This window comes from Borborobacter xinjiangensis (genome assembly GCF_047739745.1).
Classification (GTDB): Bacteria; Pseudomonadota; Alphaproteobacteria; order Rhizobiales; family Rhizobiaceae; genus Pseudaminobacter.
In genome coordinates this window covers 258640-275571 of record NZ_JBLLVA010000001.1, presented here as the reverse complement: position 1 = coordinate 275571, position 16932 = coordinate 258640, and the positions used below count along the sequence as shown (strand labels likewise).

Here is a 16932-nt window from a genome sequence, read left to right as displayed (position 1 = left end):
ATGACGCGGGAACCCCTGATCACCTTTGACAAGATCTGGAAAACCTACGGCCATGGCGAGGCCCGGGTGAACGCCCTTGCCGGCGTCGATCTTGCGATCGATCGCGGCGAGTTCGTTGCGATCATGGGCCCTTCCGGCTCCGGCAAATCGACTGCCATGAACATTATCGGCTGCCTCGATACGCCGACTTCGGGCAAATACGGTTTTCTCGGCGTCGATGCCGGCCGCCTGGATCGCAACCGGCGCGCGGTGCTGCGCAATCTCTATGTCGGCTTCGTGTTCCAAGGCTATAATCTACTGCCACGAACCACTGCCGCGGAAAATGTCGAGCTGCCGCTGATCTATCGCGGCATTGCAGCCGGTGAGCGGCGCGACCGCGCCATCGAGGCGCTGGAGCAGGTTGGCCTCCTCGGCCGACAGAACCACACGCCCGCCGAGCTTTCCGGCGGCCAGCAGCAGCGCGTGGCGATTGCCCGCGCCATCGTTGCAAAGCCGACGCTTCTGGTTGCCGATGAACCCACCGGCAATCTCGACACCGCCCGCAGCCATGAGATCATGGACCTGCTGACGCGGTTGAATGCCGAGCTTGGCCTGACCATCGTCATGGTCACGCATGAAGCCGACATCGCTGCCTATGCGCAGCGCACCATCGGCTTCCTCGATGGCCACATCGCCTCCGATACGATGACGCGCGAGGCCGCCTGATGCTATGGGAAACCATTAGACTTGCGCTGCGTTCGGTTCGCCGCAACGTGCTGCGTTCTTTCCTGACGCTGCTTGGCATCGTCATCGGGGTCGCGGCCGTCATCGCCATGATCACCATCGGCGGCGGTACGACCCAGAAGGTCAAGAACGACATTTCGAAGCTCGGCAGCAACCTGCTCGTGGTGCGCGCCGCCCGGCCGGACCGTGGCGGCTCCACCTCCTTCACGCCACGCAAGCTGGACGAGAAGGACCTTGTGGGCCTGAGGAAGGGACTGACCAACGCCAAGGCCGTGTCGGCCGCATCGCAAAAAAGCGTGCGCGTCGTCTATGCTGCGCAAAATATCGCCGCCGATGTGACGGGCACGGATACCGATTTCTTCATCGCGCGCGACTGGGACGTGTCCACCGGCCGCTTGTTCACGGAACAGGAGGTTCGCGGCGGAACCAATGTCTGCGTCATCGGCGAGACGGTGCGCCAGCAATTCTTCGGTGCGGGCGACCCCGACGGCATTTCCATCCGGGTCAACCGCATGAGTTGCCGGGTCGTCGGCGTGCTTCAGAGCAAGGGCACCTCCGGTTTCGGCCAGGATCAGGACAATGTGGTGATGATGCCGCTGCCCGCCTTCCAGCGGCGCATCGCCGGCAACCGCGACATCGACGCCATCTATGTCGCGGCGCAGGACGGCGTGCCTACCTCGACAGTGCAGGAGAGCATCGAAACGATCCTGCGCGAGACGCGGCGCATCGCAGCCGATGGCGAGGATAATTTCCAGGTGCGCGACATGACGCAGATTGCCGACGCCATGGCGAGCGCCACCGCGACGATGACCGGCATGTTGGGTGCAGTCGCCGCCGTCAGCCTGCTCGTCGGCGGCATCGGCATCATGAACATCATGCTGGTTTCGGTCACCGAGCGCACGCGAGAGATTGGCATACGGCTGGCCATCGGCGCGCATGAAAAGCACATCCTGATCCAGTTCCTGGTCGAAGCGACGGTGTTGTCGTTATTGGGCGGACTGATCGGGATCCTGCTTGGGCTTGCGCTGGCAGGCGCTGCCTCGCTCACGCTTGCGATACCATTCGCACCGAGCGTGGCCGTCATTGTGCTCGCCGTTGGTTTTTCGGCTCTGATCGGCATGGTCTTCGGCTTCTTCCCAGCGCTGCGCGGCGCGCGTCTCGACCCGATCGATGCCCTGCGGCACGAATAATGGCATGAGCGGGTGAAAGCTCATTCCGCTCCGGAAAAATGCCACTCGACCAACGGCCGCATATAGGGCTTCAGCCCGTCCGGCAGATCGTGCGGCCCGCCTATGATCACCGGCCCGTCGATCTCCGGTTCGGTCTCTTTCGCGACAAAGCCGCGAATCCGCTCCGCAATCTCTTCCGCATCCAGATCGAGGAAATAGCGGCGGAAGATCACCGTGCCGCCGTCAGCCGACATGACGTGATAGCGCCCGGCGCGCCGCGCCTGGCTGATGTCGAGGCCCGTTTCCTCGCCCACTTCGCGAATCATGTTCAGGTCGATGTCGGCGATCCCATCGACGAAATCCGTCGGTTCGAACGACCCGGCTGCAAAGTACACCGAGCCGGCATTGACCGTGTGGGAAGCCATGCGGATCGTAATCAGCGCATTGTCGCGCGATACCAGCATTGCCTGCGCGAAAGCGTGCTCCGCGCCCGGAATGGAAGGATTGCCGCGCCAATGCAGGAAGGTCGCGTAGCGTATGGCGTGGCAGCAGCCCCGCAATCTGCCGGCGGCATAGGAAAGCTCCGACAGAAGCACGACCGTGCCGTCGAATAGCGCCGGACGCTCGGTCTTTTCAGCCGACCAGTTGCGCTCGATTGCCTCCCGGTTGGCGATCTCGAACGGATGCGGCGCAGGGTCCAACCTGACCTCGACCGCATCCACCGGCAAGATGATATTACGCGGAATGTCGAAAGCCATGAATTACCTGATACGCAGCGACACTGCGACCGGGCAGTGGTCGGACGCCTTCGGCCGATCCCAGCCGGCGCGCGGGTAGCGTTCGACTTCCTGTCCGGGCGGAAAGACGGTGCGCCATGGCTGGCCGCCACGCACGATGTCGGGCACCGCTTCCGCATTCTCGCGGGCCAACGCCGGCGACAGAAGAATGTAGTCGAGCTGACATAGATGCCGCTCTTCGGGGCCGCGCGTGTGGTAGAGCGTCCAACGATCCATTTCGGGGCGGCGCTCGACGATGTTTTCGGCAAAACCGTCATCGAGCAGAATGTCGAGGCAGGATTCGGCCTCGTTCACCACCTCGAAGCTGTAGCCGGCGTGCGCACTGCCACCGATAACCACACGCTGGCGGTAGTCGTTGAAATCGCCGCAAATGACCCAGCGCTTGTCTCCCGCATGATCCTTGCCGAAGCGGTTCTCGATGATCCGTCGCACCGCTTTCGCCTCGGCGATGCGGATCGGCATCGTCGCATGGCGTCCGGGCACGCCGTTGCGCGCACTGCCCATGGACTTGAAATGCACCGAGTAGATGGTCAGCGGGCGGCCGCCGATCTTCACGTCGATCTCGAGGCAGTCGCGCCGGAATATGCGCTCGAAAGCTTCATTGCCGATTGCGGCGAGTTCCGGCGTATGCAGGCCGAACTCCTCGTAGGTAATATGCGCATGGCTGGTCATTCGCACGAATTCGATCGAGTCGCCGTCGGCCGTTTCAGTCCGCATCATCACCGCCACGTCGATGCCGCGCGTGTCGTTTCCTGAAGTCGTGTATTTCTGGCGATAGCCCTGCCCGATCATCTTGAACAGATAACCATATTCGAACGCCTGGAGCGCATCGATATTGTCGACTTCCTGCATGCACAGAATGTCGGCGCGGGTCTCGGCGATGGCGAGCGCCGACAATTGCCGCATGTCGTCCGCATGGGCGATGGCGCGCCCTTGTTCCAGAAACCTGTACTCGGCCTCGTCCCTGATCTGGAAGAGAGCCAGCGTCCGATCCTGATTGAGCTGATTGCGGAAACCGGAATAATCGAACCGGTTCATAAGGTTTTCGACGTTGAACGTGGCAAGGCGAAGCGACATGGAGGCGAGCATTGCCCCGATGTGCCGTCAAAAACAAGCCTGTCGCACCCGGAACCGGCGGGTTTTACCACCGTTCCCCTCAAAAGCCCAACCCGCCCATTTCCGGAAACCGGCGAGCGGAGTACTCTGTCTTTTTCATCCGGAAGGAAAAATGAAGACGACCTTGCCTTCATCCGTGCTGTCAGGCCTCGCGGCCCTCGCCGTCCTGGCTGCCTTGTTCTTGCCGACATCCGCCGGCGCCTTGCCCGGGCGGTTTTCAGCGTCTGCCGCTTCGTCGTCTCCCCTGCTGAATGTAGGGCAGCGACTGCTTTCCCACTGCGGCGTCGGCGAAAACTGCCTGATCGGCCACTCCGGGCCGCGCCACCTGCACGGATGGAGCTCCCCGCACCTTGCACTTCCGCGCAGTGAATACCGCCAGCCCGATGTCTATCTCGATCTGGGCGTACAATCGCCGCGCTATGCGGACCCCGACTACCGTATGGGCCGGCCCCGCTATGTCCAGCCGCCCAGTTCCTACAGGATCCGCGTCTCGCCTGCACATGTCGACTGGTGCTCCATGCGCTATCGTTCCTACCGCCCTAAGGACAACACGTTTCAGCCCTTCAACGGACCGAGGCGCCAGTGTTTGTCTCCCTATAGCTGACCGTAACCCGTTCAGCTCGACGATACTGGCTTAAAGCTTTCTTGAGGCTCCGCGCCTATAGCTGGCCACCAACCGAACAGGTGCACGCGCTTCCACTGGTGGCACGGACCCGGAGGAATTCTCGAATGGCGGACGCCAACGAAACCGACATGCGGCGTGAACACCGCCGACGCGTGCTGAAAGGCGCATCGATCCTTACCGGAATTTCGAATTCGGAAATCAAATGCGTCGTCCGCAACATGCACCAGAATGGCGCGGAACTCGATGTCCCCGTTGGCGCGCCGGTGCCAGCCGAATTCCTGCTCTATGTTCCGATAGACGGCATTGCCTATCGCTCCACCGTCGTCTGGCGGAAGGACAAGCGCATCGGCGTCAGCTTTTCCGGAAAGGAACCCAAGCCGAGCTGGCATTACGGCTGATATTTCCGCTGTTACAGACACTTAGCTCAGGATCAGGATTCAACATCTGAACAAAAAGCCGGCGGATCGCTCCGCCGGCTTTTGCATTGACCGCTTTTGTTGCGGCAATCGGAAAATTTGCGGACAGCCTCTTAGTTCTTCGCCTTGTCGACCAGCTTGTTCTTGGAAATCCACGGCATCATGCCGCGCAGCTTCTCGCCGACTTCCTCGATCTGATGGCTGTCGTTCATGCGGCGGATGCCCTTGAAGCGGGCAGCACCCGAACGGTATTCCTGCATCCATTCCGAGGTGAACTTGCCGGTCTGGATGTCCTTGAGCACCCGCTTCATCTCGGCCTTGGTCTCAGCGGTGATAATGCGCGGGCCAGAAACATACTCGCCCCATTCGGCAGTGTTCGAGATCGAGTAATTCATGTTGGCGATGCCGCCTTCATAGATCAGGTCGACGATCAGCTTCACTTCATGCAGGCACTCGAAATAGGCCATCTCCGGCGCGTATCCGGCTTCGACCAGCGTCTCGAAACCGGCGCGGATCAATTCGACCAGGCCGCCGCACAGCACCACCTGCTCGCCGAACAGGTCGGTTTCGCACTCTTCCTTGAAATTGGTCTCGATGATGCCGGAACGTCCGCCACCCACGCCGCAGGCATAGGAAAGGCCGAGGTCGAGCGCGTTGCCCGAGGCATCCTGATGAACGGCGACCAGGCACGGCACGCCGCCGCCCTTCTGGTATTCGCCGCGCACCGTGTGGCCGGGACCCTTCGGCGCCACCATGATGACGTCGACAGTCTTTTTCGGCTCGATCAGGCCGAAATGCACGTTGAGGCCGTGGGCGAAGGCGATCGCAGCGCCATCGCGGATGTTCGGCGCGATTTCGTCGCGGTAGATGTCCGCCTGCAGCTCGTCGGGCGTCGCCATCATCATCAGGTCGGCCCATTTGGCTGCCTCGGCAACGCTCATCACCTTGAGACCGTCGGCCTCGACCTTCTTGGCAGTGGCCGAGCCGGCTTTCAGGCCGATAGCGATTTCCTTGGCGCCCGAATCCTTGAGGTTGAGCGCATGCGCCCGGCCCTGGCTGCCATAGCCGATGATGGCGACCTTCTTTCCCTTGATGAGATTGAGATCGGCATCGCGATCATAGTAAACGCGCATTTTCTGGTCCTTCCCTTGCGTGGTTCAGAGGCGGCGTCAAATCGCCGGGGTTTTTGCTCCATAGAGAGCGAGAAACTGCCGCGTCGCCTGGGCCGCATCCCGGCCGATCTCAGCGTCAGTCATTTCAAGCCGGTCGCCGAGCAGCAACCTTATCTGCACGTCGCGGGCGACTAGTCCGAAAAACGTCCGGAACGCCTCTTCCGCGTCATCGAATGCGAGCAAGCCGGCGTCGCGGCCGGCCATTAGCACCGGCTTCAAACGCCTGCCCATCGCCAGACGTCCATTTTCCAGCACGATTGCGCCCAAATCCCGTTTGTCCGATCCCGCATGGCCGACCGCCACGCGATTGAGCGCGATCGAAGTCTCGCTCGAAATCACGCTCAGCCAATCCGACGCAAAGCGTTCGAGACTTGCGGTGAGCGACACCATGTCGAGCCGCGCTCGATCGACGGATGCGACACGCACCTTCGAGGCTTGCCACTGCACGGTCGCCGTCAACAGTCCGTCGCGGTCGCCGAACCATTTGTAGAGCGTTTCCTTCGAACAACTGGCCCGCCGCGCCACCGCCGTCATCGTCAGCTTGTCGCCCTCTTCGACCAGAAGCCGCAGCACCGCGTTGAGAACGTCCTTCTGGCGTTCCGTCAATTCTTCGCCCGCATCGCCGCCAAGCGCGCCCTGCGTGGAATTGTCCGGTCCTTGGCTGTGCTGGCTTAACAAGTCGGCTTCGCTCCGATCCGATCCGTACCGTACGTTACGGTTCGGAAAAATCAATGCCTAAATGCGTGCCGCTTTGCAAGTGCGAATTCCACGGTCGGCGCGGTTCGGCTCGAGAAATTTCTAGATCGCGACCTGCGTGCCGATCTCGATCACACGGCCCGTCGGTATCTGGAAATACTCAGTGGCGTCCGCAGCGGTCCGCGCCAGCCCTATGAACAGCTTATCCTGCCATAATGGCATGCCCGAATTGGGCGAAGCCTTCAACGAGCGCCGCGACACGAAGAACGAGGTTGTCATGATGTCGAACTTCCAGCCTTGCTTGCGGCAGATTGCCAGGGCCTTGGGGATGTTCGGGTGCTCCATGTAGCCGAAGGTCAGCGTCACGCGCATGAAGAGGTTGTTGAGAGTTTCCATCTTCACCCGTTCGTTGACGGGCACGTTCGGCTGTCGTGCGGTGACGACGGTCAGGATCACATTGCTTTCATGCAGCACCTTGTAGTGCTTGAGACTGTGCATCAAAGCCGTCGGGGTGCTTTGCGGATCGCTGGTCAGAAAGACTGCGGTGCCTGGAACAACTGCAGGCGGCTTTTCGGAGAGGTTTCCGACCAGAAAATCGAGCGGAATTTCGCTCTTGCGGGTCTTTTCAAATAGCAATCGAGCGCCGCGCACCCACGTCGACATGACAAGGATGATCGCCCCGGCGACCAGCAGCGAGGTCCAGCCGCCTTCAGAGACCTTGACGATATTGGCCGCGAAAAAGCCGACGTCGATCAAGGCGAACAAGCCTATCAGCACCACTACACGAGGGAGCGGCCAATTCCAAAGCCGTCGCATCACCACGGCAAGCAGCACAGTCGTCATCAGCATGTCGCCGGTAACCGAAATGCCGTAGGCGGACGCCAGATCGCTGGATTGCTGGAAGCCCACCACGAGCAGCATGACGCTGATGGCAAGCAGCATGTTGACGCGCGGCATATAGATCTGGCCGGATTGAGTTTCCGACGTGTGCTGGATTTCGAACCGCGGCAGCAGATTGAGTTGCACAGCCTGCCGCGCCAGTGAATACGCGCCGGAAATCACCGCCTGGCTGGCAATCACGGTAGCCGTGGTCGCCAGCACGACCATCGGCACAAGGGTCCAGCCGCCGTTCATTTCGAAGAATGGTTGCCCGATCGTTCCCTCATGGGCGAGCACATAGGCCCCTTGCCCGAAATAATTGAAGAGCAGGCAGGGAAAAACGATCGACAGCCACGCCAGAACGATCGGTCGTCTGCCGAAATGGCCAAGGTCCGCGTAAAGCGCTTCAGCGCCTGTCACGGCAAGAAAGATTGCACCGACAGTCACAAAAGCCACGCCGGGCGAATGGATCAGGAATGAGACGATATGGATCGGATTAAGCGCCCCCAGAATCGCGGGTGCATCCGCAATATGGATCAAGCCGGAAATGCCGATGGCGAGAAACCACAGGGCGGTGATCGGTCCAAAAACCGTCGCAACACGCCCCGTTCCGAAACGCTGGACGGCAAACAGCGCAGCAAGGATGAGAAGTGTCAGCGGAACCACGTAAGGTTCGAACGCCGGAGTGACGACCCTCATGCCCTCGACTGCCGACAGGACCGAAATGGCCGGCGTGATGATGGCATCGCCGAAGAACAGCGACGCCCCGCAGATTCCGACGCCGAGTATGAACAGCGAGGGTTTTTGAAAGCTGCCTTGCGCCAGCGCCATCAACGAAAGCGTGCCGCCCTCGCCCCGATTGTCGGCCCGCAGCACGAAAGCGATGTATTTTACCGTGACTATGATGGTCAGCGCCCAGACGATCAGCGAAAGCACGCCGAAAACCGCCTCTTGCGACGCGACGGCTCTGCCGGAGGCTGCGACCAGCGCCTCGCGAAAGGCGTAGATCGGGCTGGTGCCGATGTCGCCATAGACGACACCCAGCGCGCCAAGCATGAGCAATTTGGTATCTTGCGAGACCGGGCTCGCGGATGCCGACTGCTGCAAAAGTTCCGCCTCAGGGCCAGGGGTGGCATGGGGCATGGGCGACTCCGAATGAGGCGCGGTGCTCTACTCCCCTGGCGCGGCAATAGCAACAGATGTCTTGCGTCCGCTCAAGCGCGGACCAGCAACAATGCCTCAACGGCTCCAAAATCGAAACGCAGTTCAGCGGGAAAAACTGCCGGGTCTCGCGGCAGATTTCATGTGCCGAAACAGTCGTTTAAACGAGCGTGAACTATGCCGGCCAGCCGCAGGCCGCAAGAAATCGCCGCGTCGTAGCACTCATACCATATTCCAATGCGTCCGCAGTCAAACCGTGCCCGATCGACACTTCCGTTAGCCCTGGAATGCGCTTGACCAGGGCTGGCAGGTTGGCGACGACCAGATCGTGGCCGGCGTTCACGGCAAGCCCGGCGGCCAGTGCCGCGTCCGCGGTTTCTCCGAGCTTTTCCAGCTCCTTGCGCGCTTTTTCGGAATCGGAATGGTAGCTGCCATAAGGTCCGGTATAAAGCTCGATGCGGTCGGTGCCGGTATCGCGGGCCGCGGGCACCTGCGCCGGATCGGGGTCGGCAAACAGCGATACGCGAAATCCGCCCTTTTTCAGCCGGGCGACAATTGGCTTCAGAAATGACGCCTGCCCTATGAAATCCCATCCGTGATCCGACGTCGCTTGCGCCGGATCGTCGGGCACGAGCGTCACCTGATCGGGCTGGTGCTTCTCCACCAGCCGGAGAAATTCCTCCGTCGGATAGCCCTCGACATTGAACTCGGCCTGCGGAAACTCGTCATCGATCAAGGCCCTGATCTCGGCCAGGTCGGAAAAGCGCGTGTGCCGCTCGTCCGGCCGGGGATGCACCGTCAGCCCGTGAGCGCCTGCGGCGAGCGCGATGCGTCCGAGCCCCGTCACGCTCGGCCATGGCAGGTCTCGGCGATTGCGCAGCATGGCCACGGCATTGAGATTGACGGAAAGCTTGGCAGGCATGGGACGAACCTCGAACGATTGCGAGCAAGCCTCTATAGCGTCTTCGGCGGGAACAGACAGCGCATTTATGTGTTCCAGCCCAAACCCATTCGGAAGGACGCCTTGATGCACCCGCTGGAAGCCGTTCCCGCCATTCGCCGCATCGACACGGATCGCGACGATCTCTGCGCGCTTGAAGTCGTCGGCCATTTTACGTCGGCTGATCTGGAAAATGCCTATGGTCTGCTCGAGGGAGCCTATGCCGTCCACGAGAAAATCGATCTGTTTGTACGTATAACCCGTTACGAGGGCTTCGATTGGGGCGCCGCGTTCACCGACGTGACGGTTCGCGGCAAAACACAGGCGCTGCGGCACATCCGCAAATACGCGCTCGTCGGTGGCCCAGGCTGGCTGCGCACGATGGTCGGCATTTTCGGCCCTCTCACCTCCATCGAGACCCGGTATTTCAATGCGGACGAGGAAGCGGTTGCCTGGGAGTGGGTGGGTGGCAGACCGGTGTAGGCCTATGGACCGTCAATCCCTCTTTCGGTGGAGGGCATTACCCCGCGTTCCGTCATATTAGGTAGGTCACGCGCTGCCGCTAACATTGTAGGGCGGTGCATGACAGGCTTAAGCTTGGCTCACCGGTAGGCACGGCCCTCAATGGCCGCAGGCCGGAATATCATGCACATCAAGATTCATCGCTTGGGAGAACAGCCATGAAACGGCTTTCGATGACGGCTGCCATATTGGCAGTTGGCAGCCTTTTTGCGTTGTCCGGAGCAAACGCGGATGACGCTGCCCTGATCAAGAGCGCCGAATCAGCCGCACCCGCGGCGGTCGGTGCCGGAGCGACCATCTATGCCATGGAAGCGGACGGCAAGATGCGGACGCTTCGCGAAGGCAAGAACGGCTTCTGGTGCATGCCGGACAATACGACGACACCTGGTCCCGATCCGATGTGCGGCGACGCCAATGCCATGGAATGGGCGATGGCGTGGATCAGCAAGAAGGATCCGCCCAAGGACAAGGTCGGCTTCATCTACATGCTGGCGGGCGGCACCGACGGCAGCAACACCGACCCTTATGCGACCAAGCCGGAAGAGGGCAACAACTGGATCGAGACCGGCCCGCATGTCATGATCGTCAATGCGGGTGACCTCATGCAAGGCTATCCGACCGAGGCCAAGCCCGATACGACGCAGCCCTATGTCATGTGGCCGGGCACGCCCTATGCGCATCTGATGATCCCGGTCCACAAATAGCCGCCAGCATGGGCGGCAGCGTTTCGATTGAGCGGTTCCGATTTGGCGAACCGCTCCAGTTCTCGCTATGGGAAACCTGTACCCCCGAGGGCGTGGACCTAGGTCTTACCGCACCACCGTCAGCCGTTCGGCGGCGCGGGTGATTGCCGTATAGAGCCAGCGCTGCCGGGTCTCCTTGAAGGCGTAGCTCTCGTCGAAAAGCACGATCTCATTCCACTGTGAACCCTGCGCCTTGTGGACCGTCAGCGCATAGCCGTAGTCGAAATCGTCGAACCGTTTTTTCGTGCTCCAGGCGATCTCCGCGTCGGGGTCTTCGAAAGCGGCCTTGAGCAGCTTGATCTTGGCGACGCCGCGATCCGGATCGTCCTCTTCCGGCGAAACCAGGAGGTTGATGCCGGGCTTCACCGTCTCGCGCGACGATGTCATCACCTTCCAAAGCGAGCCGTTCAGCAGGCCCTTCGAAGGATCGTTGCGCAAACAGACCAGCTTGTCGCCGGCCTGCGGATAGCTGGCGGTAAAGCCTTTGAGCTCGCGCAGCCGCTGATTGTAGCGCTTGCGCGTGCGATTGGTGCCGACAAGCACCTGATCGGCATTGAGCACCAGTTCCTGAGTGACCTCTTCCTTGCCGATCACCCTGGCGGTTCCATAATCGCCGCGCATGAACTCCCGGCCCTCGCGCACGTCCAGCGCCAGGCGAATAATCGGATTGTCCCGCGCCTGCCGGTGGATTTCGGTGAGCAGATAGTCGGGCTCGTGCTCGGTAAAGAACCCGCCGCCGGAGATCGGCGGCAATTGCCCCGGATCCCCAAGCACGAGGATGGGCGTGCCGAACGACAGCAGGTCACGCCCCAATGCCTCGTCGACCATCGAGCATTCGTCAATGATGACCAGCGCCGCCTTCGAGATCGGGCTTTGCCGGTTCAGCGAAAATGTCGGCGACATAGATGTCTTGCCGGTGGCCTCGTCCTCCACCGCCTCTTCGCCGCGCGGCCGGTAGATCAGCGAATGGATGGTGCGCGCATTGACGGCGCCCTTGGATCGCAGCACCTGCGCTGCCTTGCCGGTAAAGGCTGCGAACTGCACCTGCCCGTCGACATGTTCGGCGAAATAGCGCGCCAGCGTCGTCTTGCCGGTACCGGCATAGCCAAACAGCCGGAAAACCTGCGGCTTGCCGCCTTTCAGCCAGCGCGCCACCGCCTGCAGGGCCGCATCCTGTTGAGGTGAAAATTCCATAGCCTTGGACTGACAGGATTCGCACGCGAAGGGCAAGATGTTTGGGCTGATTCGTTCAGGCTGGCGCTATCGCCATCATCGGCGCATATTTGATCGTATCATTGGTGCCATGAGCAGGAAATTCGACGCGATCATCATCGGCGCCGGTCAGGCGGGCCCGCCGCTTGCAGGCCGTCTTACTGAGGCCGGCATGACGGTAGCGCTGATCGAGCGCAAGCTCTTCGGCGGAACCTGCGTCAACACCGGATGCATACCGACCAAAACGCTGGTCGCCAGCGCCTATGCCGCGCGCCTCGCCCAACGAGCCGCCGATTATGGCGTGACGATCGGCGGCGCCGTCGGCGTCGACATGAAGGCGTTGAAGGCCCGCAAGGACGCGGTCGTCGGCAAAGCGCGCAAAGGCGTCGAGGACTGGCTGAAGGACATGGACAAGTGCACGGTCGTTCGAGGCCAGGCCTGTTTTCTGTCGCAGCGCGAAGTCGCAGTCGAAAACCAGGTGCTCGCTTCCGACCGCATTTTCATCAATGTCGGCGGCCGTGCTGCCGTGCCCGACACGCCCGGCATCGATCAGGTCGACTATCTCACCAACACGTCGATCCTCGAACTCGAAACTCTGCCACGGCATCTGGTCATCGTCGGTGGCAGCTATATCGGGCTTGAATTTGCCCAGATGTACCGCCGTTTTGGCAGCGAGGTGACGGTGGTCGAAAAGGGGCCTCGCCTGATCCAGCGCGAGGACCCGGACATCTCCGACGCGATCAAGGGCATTCTCGAAAACGAAGGCATTGCCATTCGCCTCGATGCCGAATGCATAGATTTCACGCCCAAGGGACGAGATATCGGCGTCGGCCTCTATTGCACGTCAGGCGAGCCCGAGGCTCTCGGCTCGCATGTGCTGTTGGCAGTCGGCCGGCAGCCCAACACCGACGATCTCGATCTCGACAAGGCAGGCGTCGAAACCGACAAGCGCGGCTATGTCACGGTCGATGACCAACTCCGCACCAATGTTGCCGGCATCTGGGCGCTCGGCGAATGCAATGGCCAAGGCGCCTTCACCCACACGTCCTACAATGATTTCGAGATCGTAGCCGCCAATATTCTGGACAATGATCCGCGCCGGGTCAGCAACAGGATAATGGCCTATGCGCTCTATATCGATCCGCCACTGGGCCGTGTCGGCATGACCGAAGCCGAGGCGCGAAAATCCGGCAAGCAGGTTCTCGTCGGCCAGCGCCCGATGAGCCGCGTCGGTCGCGCGGTGGAAAAAGGCGAGACGCAGGGCTTCATGAAAGTCCTCGTCGATGCTGACAACCGCGCCATTCTGGGTGCCGCCATACTCGGGACGGGCGGCGACGAGGCGATCCATTCCATTATCGACATGATGTATGCGAAGGCACCGTACACGACCGTCCAGCGTGCCATGCACATCCATCCGACGGTTTCGGAGCTCATCCCGACGATGCTTGGCGAACTCAAGCCTTTGAAATGAACCGAAGGCTCACTTCACCATCGGCCAGAGCGTTGCAGCCAGCAATATGCCCATGGCAATGTTGAACCACTTCAAACGCTGCGGATCGGCCAGAAATCCACGCAGCGCCATGCCGAAGCCGGCCCAGGTCGAAACGCTTGGCAGATTGACGATAGCAAAGCCGAGCGAAACGATCAGCACCGACAGCAGCGGCGCCGTTGGATCGGTGTAGAGCGCCATCGCGGTGATCGCCATCACCCACGCCTTGGGATTGACCCACTGAAAGGCGGAAGCTTCAAGGAATGTCATGGGCTTGGCGGCCGCGCCCGCGTCGTTGCCAAGCGTCCGCGACATCGCAATGCGCCAGGAGAGATAGAGAAGGTAGGCGCCACCTGCGATCTTCAGGGCGGAGTGCAACAACGGAAAGGCCGTCAGCACCGCCCCCAGTCCCAGCCCGACGCCAAGCAGCAGCGACAGGAAGCCGACGCCTATCCCCAGCATATGCGGGATGGTGCGCACGAAGCCGAAATTCACTCCGGAAGCCAGGAGCATGAAATTGTTCGGCCCCGGGGTTATCGAGGTCACGAAAGCATAGACGAACAGCGCAAGGAAAGTGTCGAAGGACATCGCCATATCCCGGGATCGGCTCACGTCGGCCGCGGTATTGCGGATAGAAATTTGCGGCAGGATTACATGGATTGCGGGCCGCGATTCATGGCGGCGACGCCGGTCCGGCAGACTTCCACCAGACCGAGCGGTTTCATGATGGCAATGAACTGCTCGATTTTTGACACTTTGCCGGTAATTTCGAAGATGAAATGCTCAGTGTTCGCATCGATGACATTGGCACGGAAAGCGCCAGCCAGGCGCAGCGCCTCGACGCGCGCGTCTCCGGTGCCCGATACCTTGATCAGCGCCAATTCGCGCGCCAGCGGCTTGTCCTGGCCAAGCTCGACAGCGCGCACGGAAAGATCGACCACCCGATGCACCGGCACGATGCGCTCCAGCTGGTGCTTGATCTGCTCCAGCACGTGCGGCGTGCCGTTGGTCACGATGGTGATGCGCGAAAGATGCTTCTCGTGCTCGGTTTCCGAAACCGTCAGGCTCTCGATGTTATAGCCTCGGCCTGAGAACAGACCGATGACGCGGGCAAGCACGCCCGGCTCGTTGTCGACAAGCACCGACAGCGTGTGATTTTCGGGCCGTTCCGTCTCCTTGGAGATGAAATAGGCCGAACCGGTCGGTTGAAGTTGTGCGTTCATACTGAATCCCGATCTCAAATTTCAGCGATAATGCCCTGATTCCACACGCATCCTAAGGACGCGGGCGCTATACCAGCTCCCGGCCCCTGGCATCGATCGCGTTGGCGACCGCCTCATCGGTGGCCTCGTCGGGCAGGAGCATTTCGTTGTGCGCCTTGCCGGAGGGGATCATCGGGAAGCAGTTGGCGAGTGCGGCGACCCGGCAATCGAAAATCACCGGCTTCTTCACCGAGATCATCTCCCTGATTGCATCGTCCAGGTCACCGGGCTTCTCGCAGCGCATGCCGTGCGCGCCATAGGCCTCGGCCATTTTGACGAAATCCGGCATCGCCTCGGTATAGGAATGCGACAGCCGGTTGCCGTGCAGGAGCTGCTGCCACTGGCGCACCATGCCCATATATTGGTTGTTCAGGATGAAGATCTTGATCGGCGCCTCGTATTGCACCGCCGCGCTCATCTCCTGGATCGTCATCTGCACGGAAGCGTCACCCGCTATGTCGATGACCAGAGCATCGGGATGCGCGATCTGCACGCCGAGTGCCGCAGGCAGCCCGTAACCCATGGTGCCGAGCCCGCCGGAGGTCATCCAGCGGTTCGGCGCGTCGAAATGGAAGTGCTGCGCCGCCCACATCTGGTGCTGGCCGACTTCGGTGGTGATGTAGGTGTCATGGCCCTTGGTCAGTTCGTAGAGACGTCGGATGGCGTATTGCGGCAGGATGACCTCGTTATTCGAAGCGAAAGCGAAGGAATCGCGCGCACGCCAGCGGGCGATCTGCTCCCACCAGGGATGCAGCGCCTTCTTGTCGGCCTTGCCGGTCGCCCGCCACAGCCGCACCATATCCTCCAGAACCCGCCCGACATCGCCGACGATAGGCACGTCGACCCGGACGTTCTTGTTGATCGAGGACGGGTCGATATCGATGTGGATCTTCTTCGAGTTCGGTGAAAACGCGTTGAGCCGCCCGGTGATACGGTCATCGAAGCGGGCGCCCACGCACAGCATCACGTCGCAATCGTGCATTGCCATATTGGCTTCGTACGAGCCATGCATGCCGAGCATTCCGAGCCAGTTCTTGCCCGACGCCGGATAGGCCCCGAGCCCCATCAGCGTCGAGGTGATCGGCGCGCCGGTCAGTTCGACCAGTTCGCGCAAGAGGTGGCTCGCTTCCGGACCGGAATTGATGACGCCGCCACCGGAGTAGATGATCGGCTTCTTCGCCGTGGTCATCAGTTCGACGGCTGCCTTGATCCTGTCGAGGTCGCCCTGGACCTTCGGATGGTAGCTGGTGCGCGGCGATGTCTGCGGCGGCGTATAGATGCCCTTGGCGAACTGCACGTCCTTGGGCACATCGACCACCACAGGGCCGGGTCTGCCGGTCGTCGCAATGTGAAATGCCTCGTGCAGGATATGCGCCAGTTCGCTTATATCCTTCACCAGCCAATTGTGCTTGGTGCAAGGACGCGTGATGCCGACCGTATCGCATTCCTGAAAACCGTCCGAGCCGATCAGCGTCGTCGGCACCTGGCCGGTGATGCAGACAAGCGGAATCGAGTCCATCAAGGCGTCCTGCAAGGGTGTCACCGCATTGGTGGCGCCCGGGCCGGAGGTCACCAGCATGACCCCCGCCTTGCCGGTCGAGCGCGCATAGCCTTCTGCCGCGTGTCCCGCGCCCTGCTCGTGCCGCACCAGGATGTGCTCGATCTCTTCCTGTTGGAAAAGCTCGTCATAGATCGGAAGGACAGCACCGCCCGGATAGCCGAAAATGTGCTTGACGCCGTTATCCTTCAGCGCCTGGATCACCATTTCCGCGCCGGTCATTTCACGTCGCCCGGTTTCAGTCTGTCCACTGGTCATCGATCTGGTCCCGCTTTCATCCACTGATTCAGCATTTCTGGTCGTATCGGTATTTCAGCCAATAAAAAAGGCCCCCGAGGGAGCCTGTGTGCAGCGCATGGGAGGTTTTCGCCCGGCGGTTACACCGCCTTGCCCACGCGCCTTCCTACTACGAGAATGAGTGCCGTTTTCATGGGGGCGCACCATAGTGACGG

General features: G+C 61.1%; 17 protein-coding genes. 7 read left to right on the top strand and 10 right to left on the bottom strand.

Annotation, left to right across the window (positions count from 1 at the left end):
• Both ACLKMW_RS01295 and ACLKMW_RS01290 read left to right on the top strand, forming a co-directional pair.
• Positions 1-705, top strand: a complete 705-nt coding sequence (locus ACLKMW_RS01295; RefSeq protein ID WP_415722561.1) for an ABC transporter ATP-binding protein — start codon at positions 1-3, stop codon at positions 703-705.
• Positions 705-1913 (top strand): ABC transporter permease, encoded by a 1209-nt coding sequence (locus ACLKMW_RS01290; protein ID WP_415722560.1) that lies wholly within the window; start codon positions 705-707, stop codon positions 1911-1913. Before ACLKMW_RS01295 ends, ACLKMW_RS01290 begins: the two co-directional genes overlap by 1 nt.
• 20 nt (positions 1914-1933) lie before the next feature.
• Here the strand turns inward: ACLKMW_RS01290 and ACLKMW_RS01285 are convergent, their stop codons facing one another.
• Both ACLKMW_RS01285 and ACLKMW_RS01280 read right to left on the bottom strand, forming a co-directional pair.
• Positions 1934-2650, bottom strand: a complete 717-nt coding sequence (locus tag ACLKMW_RS01285; protein ID WP_415722559.1) for an NUDIX hydrolase — start codon at positions 2648-2650, stop codon at positions 1934-1936.
• 3 nt (positions 2651-2653) lie between these two features.
• Positions 2654-3766: an endonuclease/exonuclease/phosphatase family protein gene (locus tag ACLKMW_RS01280; RefSeq protein WP_415722558.1), complete on the bottom strand. Its 1113-nt coding sequence runs from the start codon at positions 3764-3766 to the stop codon at positions 2654-2656.
• A 151-nt stretch (positions 3767-3917) separates the two neighbouring features.
• Between ACLKMW_RS01280 and ACLKMW_RS01275 the strand changes: the two genes are divergently transcribed.
• Entirely contained in the window at positions 3918-4409 is a 492-nt protein-coding gene (locus ACLKMW_RS01275) for a BA14K family protein (RefSeq protein ID WP_415722557.1), read from the top strand.
• 125 nt (positions 4410-4534) lie between these two features.
• Entirely contained in the window at positions 4535-4828 is a 294-nt protein-coding gene (locus tag ACLKMW_RS01270; protein WP_415722556.1) for a PilZ domain-containing protein, read from the top strand.
• 131 nt (positions 4829-4959) lie between these two features.
• Here ACLKMW_RS01270 and ilvC read toward each other — a convergent pair whose 3' ends face one another.
• The 4 genes from ilvC to ACLKMW_RS01250 all read right to left on the bottom strand — a co-directional run bounded on the left by ilvC (position 4960) and on the right by ACLKMW_RS01250 (position 9676).
• Positions 4960-5979, bottom strand: a complete 1020-nt coding sequence (gene ilvC / locus ACLKMW_RS01265; RefSeq protein ID WP_415722555.1) for a ketol-acid reductoisomerase — start codon at positions 5977-5979, stop codon at positions 4960-4962.
• A 36-nt stretch (positions 5980-6015) separates the two neighbouring features.
• Positions 6016-6624 carry a TetR/AcrR family transcriptional regulator C-terminal domain-containing protein gene (locus ACLKMW_RS01260; RefSeq protein WP_415722743.1) on the bottom strand — a complete coding sequence of 203 codons (609 nt, stop codon included), beginning with the start codon at positions 6622-6624 and terminating at the stop codon, positions 6016-6018.
• A 192-nt stretch (positions 6625-6816) separates the two neighbouring features.
• The gene (locus ACLKMW_RS01255; RefSeq protein WP_415722554.1) at positions 6817-8736 is read right to left on the bottom strand and encodes a potassium transporter Kup; all 1920 of its coding nucleotides are present in this window, start codon (positions 8734-8736) and stop codon (positions 6817-6819) included.
• A 193-nt stretch (positions 8737-8929) separates the two neighbouring features.
• Positions 8930-9676, bottom strand: a complete 747-nt coding sequence (locus ACLKMW_RS01250; RefSeq protein ID WP_415722553.1) for a pyridoxine 5'-phosphate synthase — start codon at positions 9674-9676, stop codon at positions 8930-8932.
• 105 nt (positions 9677-9781) lie between these two features.
• Between ACLKMW_RS01250 and ACLKMW_RS01245 the strand changes: the two genes are divergently transcribed.
• Positions 9782-10177, top strand: coding sequence for a SpoIIAA family protein (locus tag ACLKMW_RS01245; RefSeq protein WP_415722552.1), 396 nt, complete (start codon positions 9782-9784; stop codon positions 10175-10177).
• A gap of 197 nt (positions 10178-10374) precedes the next feature.
• Positions 10375-10920: a hypothetical protein gene (locus ACLKMW_RS01240; protein ID WP_415722551.1), complete on the top strand. Its 546-nt coding sequence runs from the start codon at positions 10375-10377 to the stop codon at positions 10918-10920.
• A 105-nt stretch (positions 10921-11025) separates the two neighbouring features.
• Here ACLKMW_RS01240 and ACLKMW_RS01235 read toward each other — a convergent pair whose 3' ends face one another.
• On the bottom strand, positions 11026-12153 hold the full coding sequence (locus ACLKMW_RS01235) for an ATP-dependent DNA helicase (RefSeq protein WP_415722550.1): 1128 nt from the start codon (positions 12151-12153) through the stop codon (positions 11026-11028).
• A 109-nt stretch (positions 12154-12262) separates the two neighbouring features.
• Between ACLKMW_RS01235 and ACLKMW_RS01230 the strand changes: the two genes are divergently transcribed.
• A complete protein-coding gene (locus ACLKMW_RS01230) occupies positions 12263-13642 on the top strand; it encodes an FAD-containing oxidoreductase (RefSeq protein WP_415722742.1) in 1380 nt (459 codons plus the stop codon).
• Between the two features lie 9 nt (positions 13643-13651).
• Here the strand turns inward: ACLKMW_RS01230 and ACLKMW_RS01225 are convergent, their stop codons facing one another.
• The 3 genes from ACLKMW_RS01225 to ACLKMW_RS01215 all read right to left on the bottom strand — a co-directional run bounded on the left by ACLKMW_RS01225 (position 13652) and on the right by ACLKMW_RS01215 (position 16738).
• A complete protein-coding gene (locus ACLKMW_RS01225) occupies positions 13652-14248 on the bottom strand; it encodes a LysE family translocator (protein WP_415722549.1) in 597 nt (198 codons plus the stop codon).
• Between the two features lie 62 nt (positions 14249-14310).
• Positions 14311-14883: an acetolactate synthase small subunit gene (gene ilvN, locus ACLKMW_RS01220; protein ID WP_415722548.1), complete on the bottom strand. Its 573-nt coding sequence runs from the start codon at positions 14881-14883 to the stop codon at positions 14311-14313.
• A gap of 67 nt (positions 14884-14950) precedes the next feature.
• Positions 14951-16738 (bottom strand): acetolactate synthase 3 large subunit, encoded by a 1788-nt coding sequence (locus ACLKMW_RS01215; RefSeq protein ID WP_415722547.1) that lies wholly within the window; start codon positions 16736-16738, stop codon positions 14951-14953.
• Positions 16739-16932 lie beyond the last annotated feature (194 nt).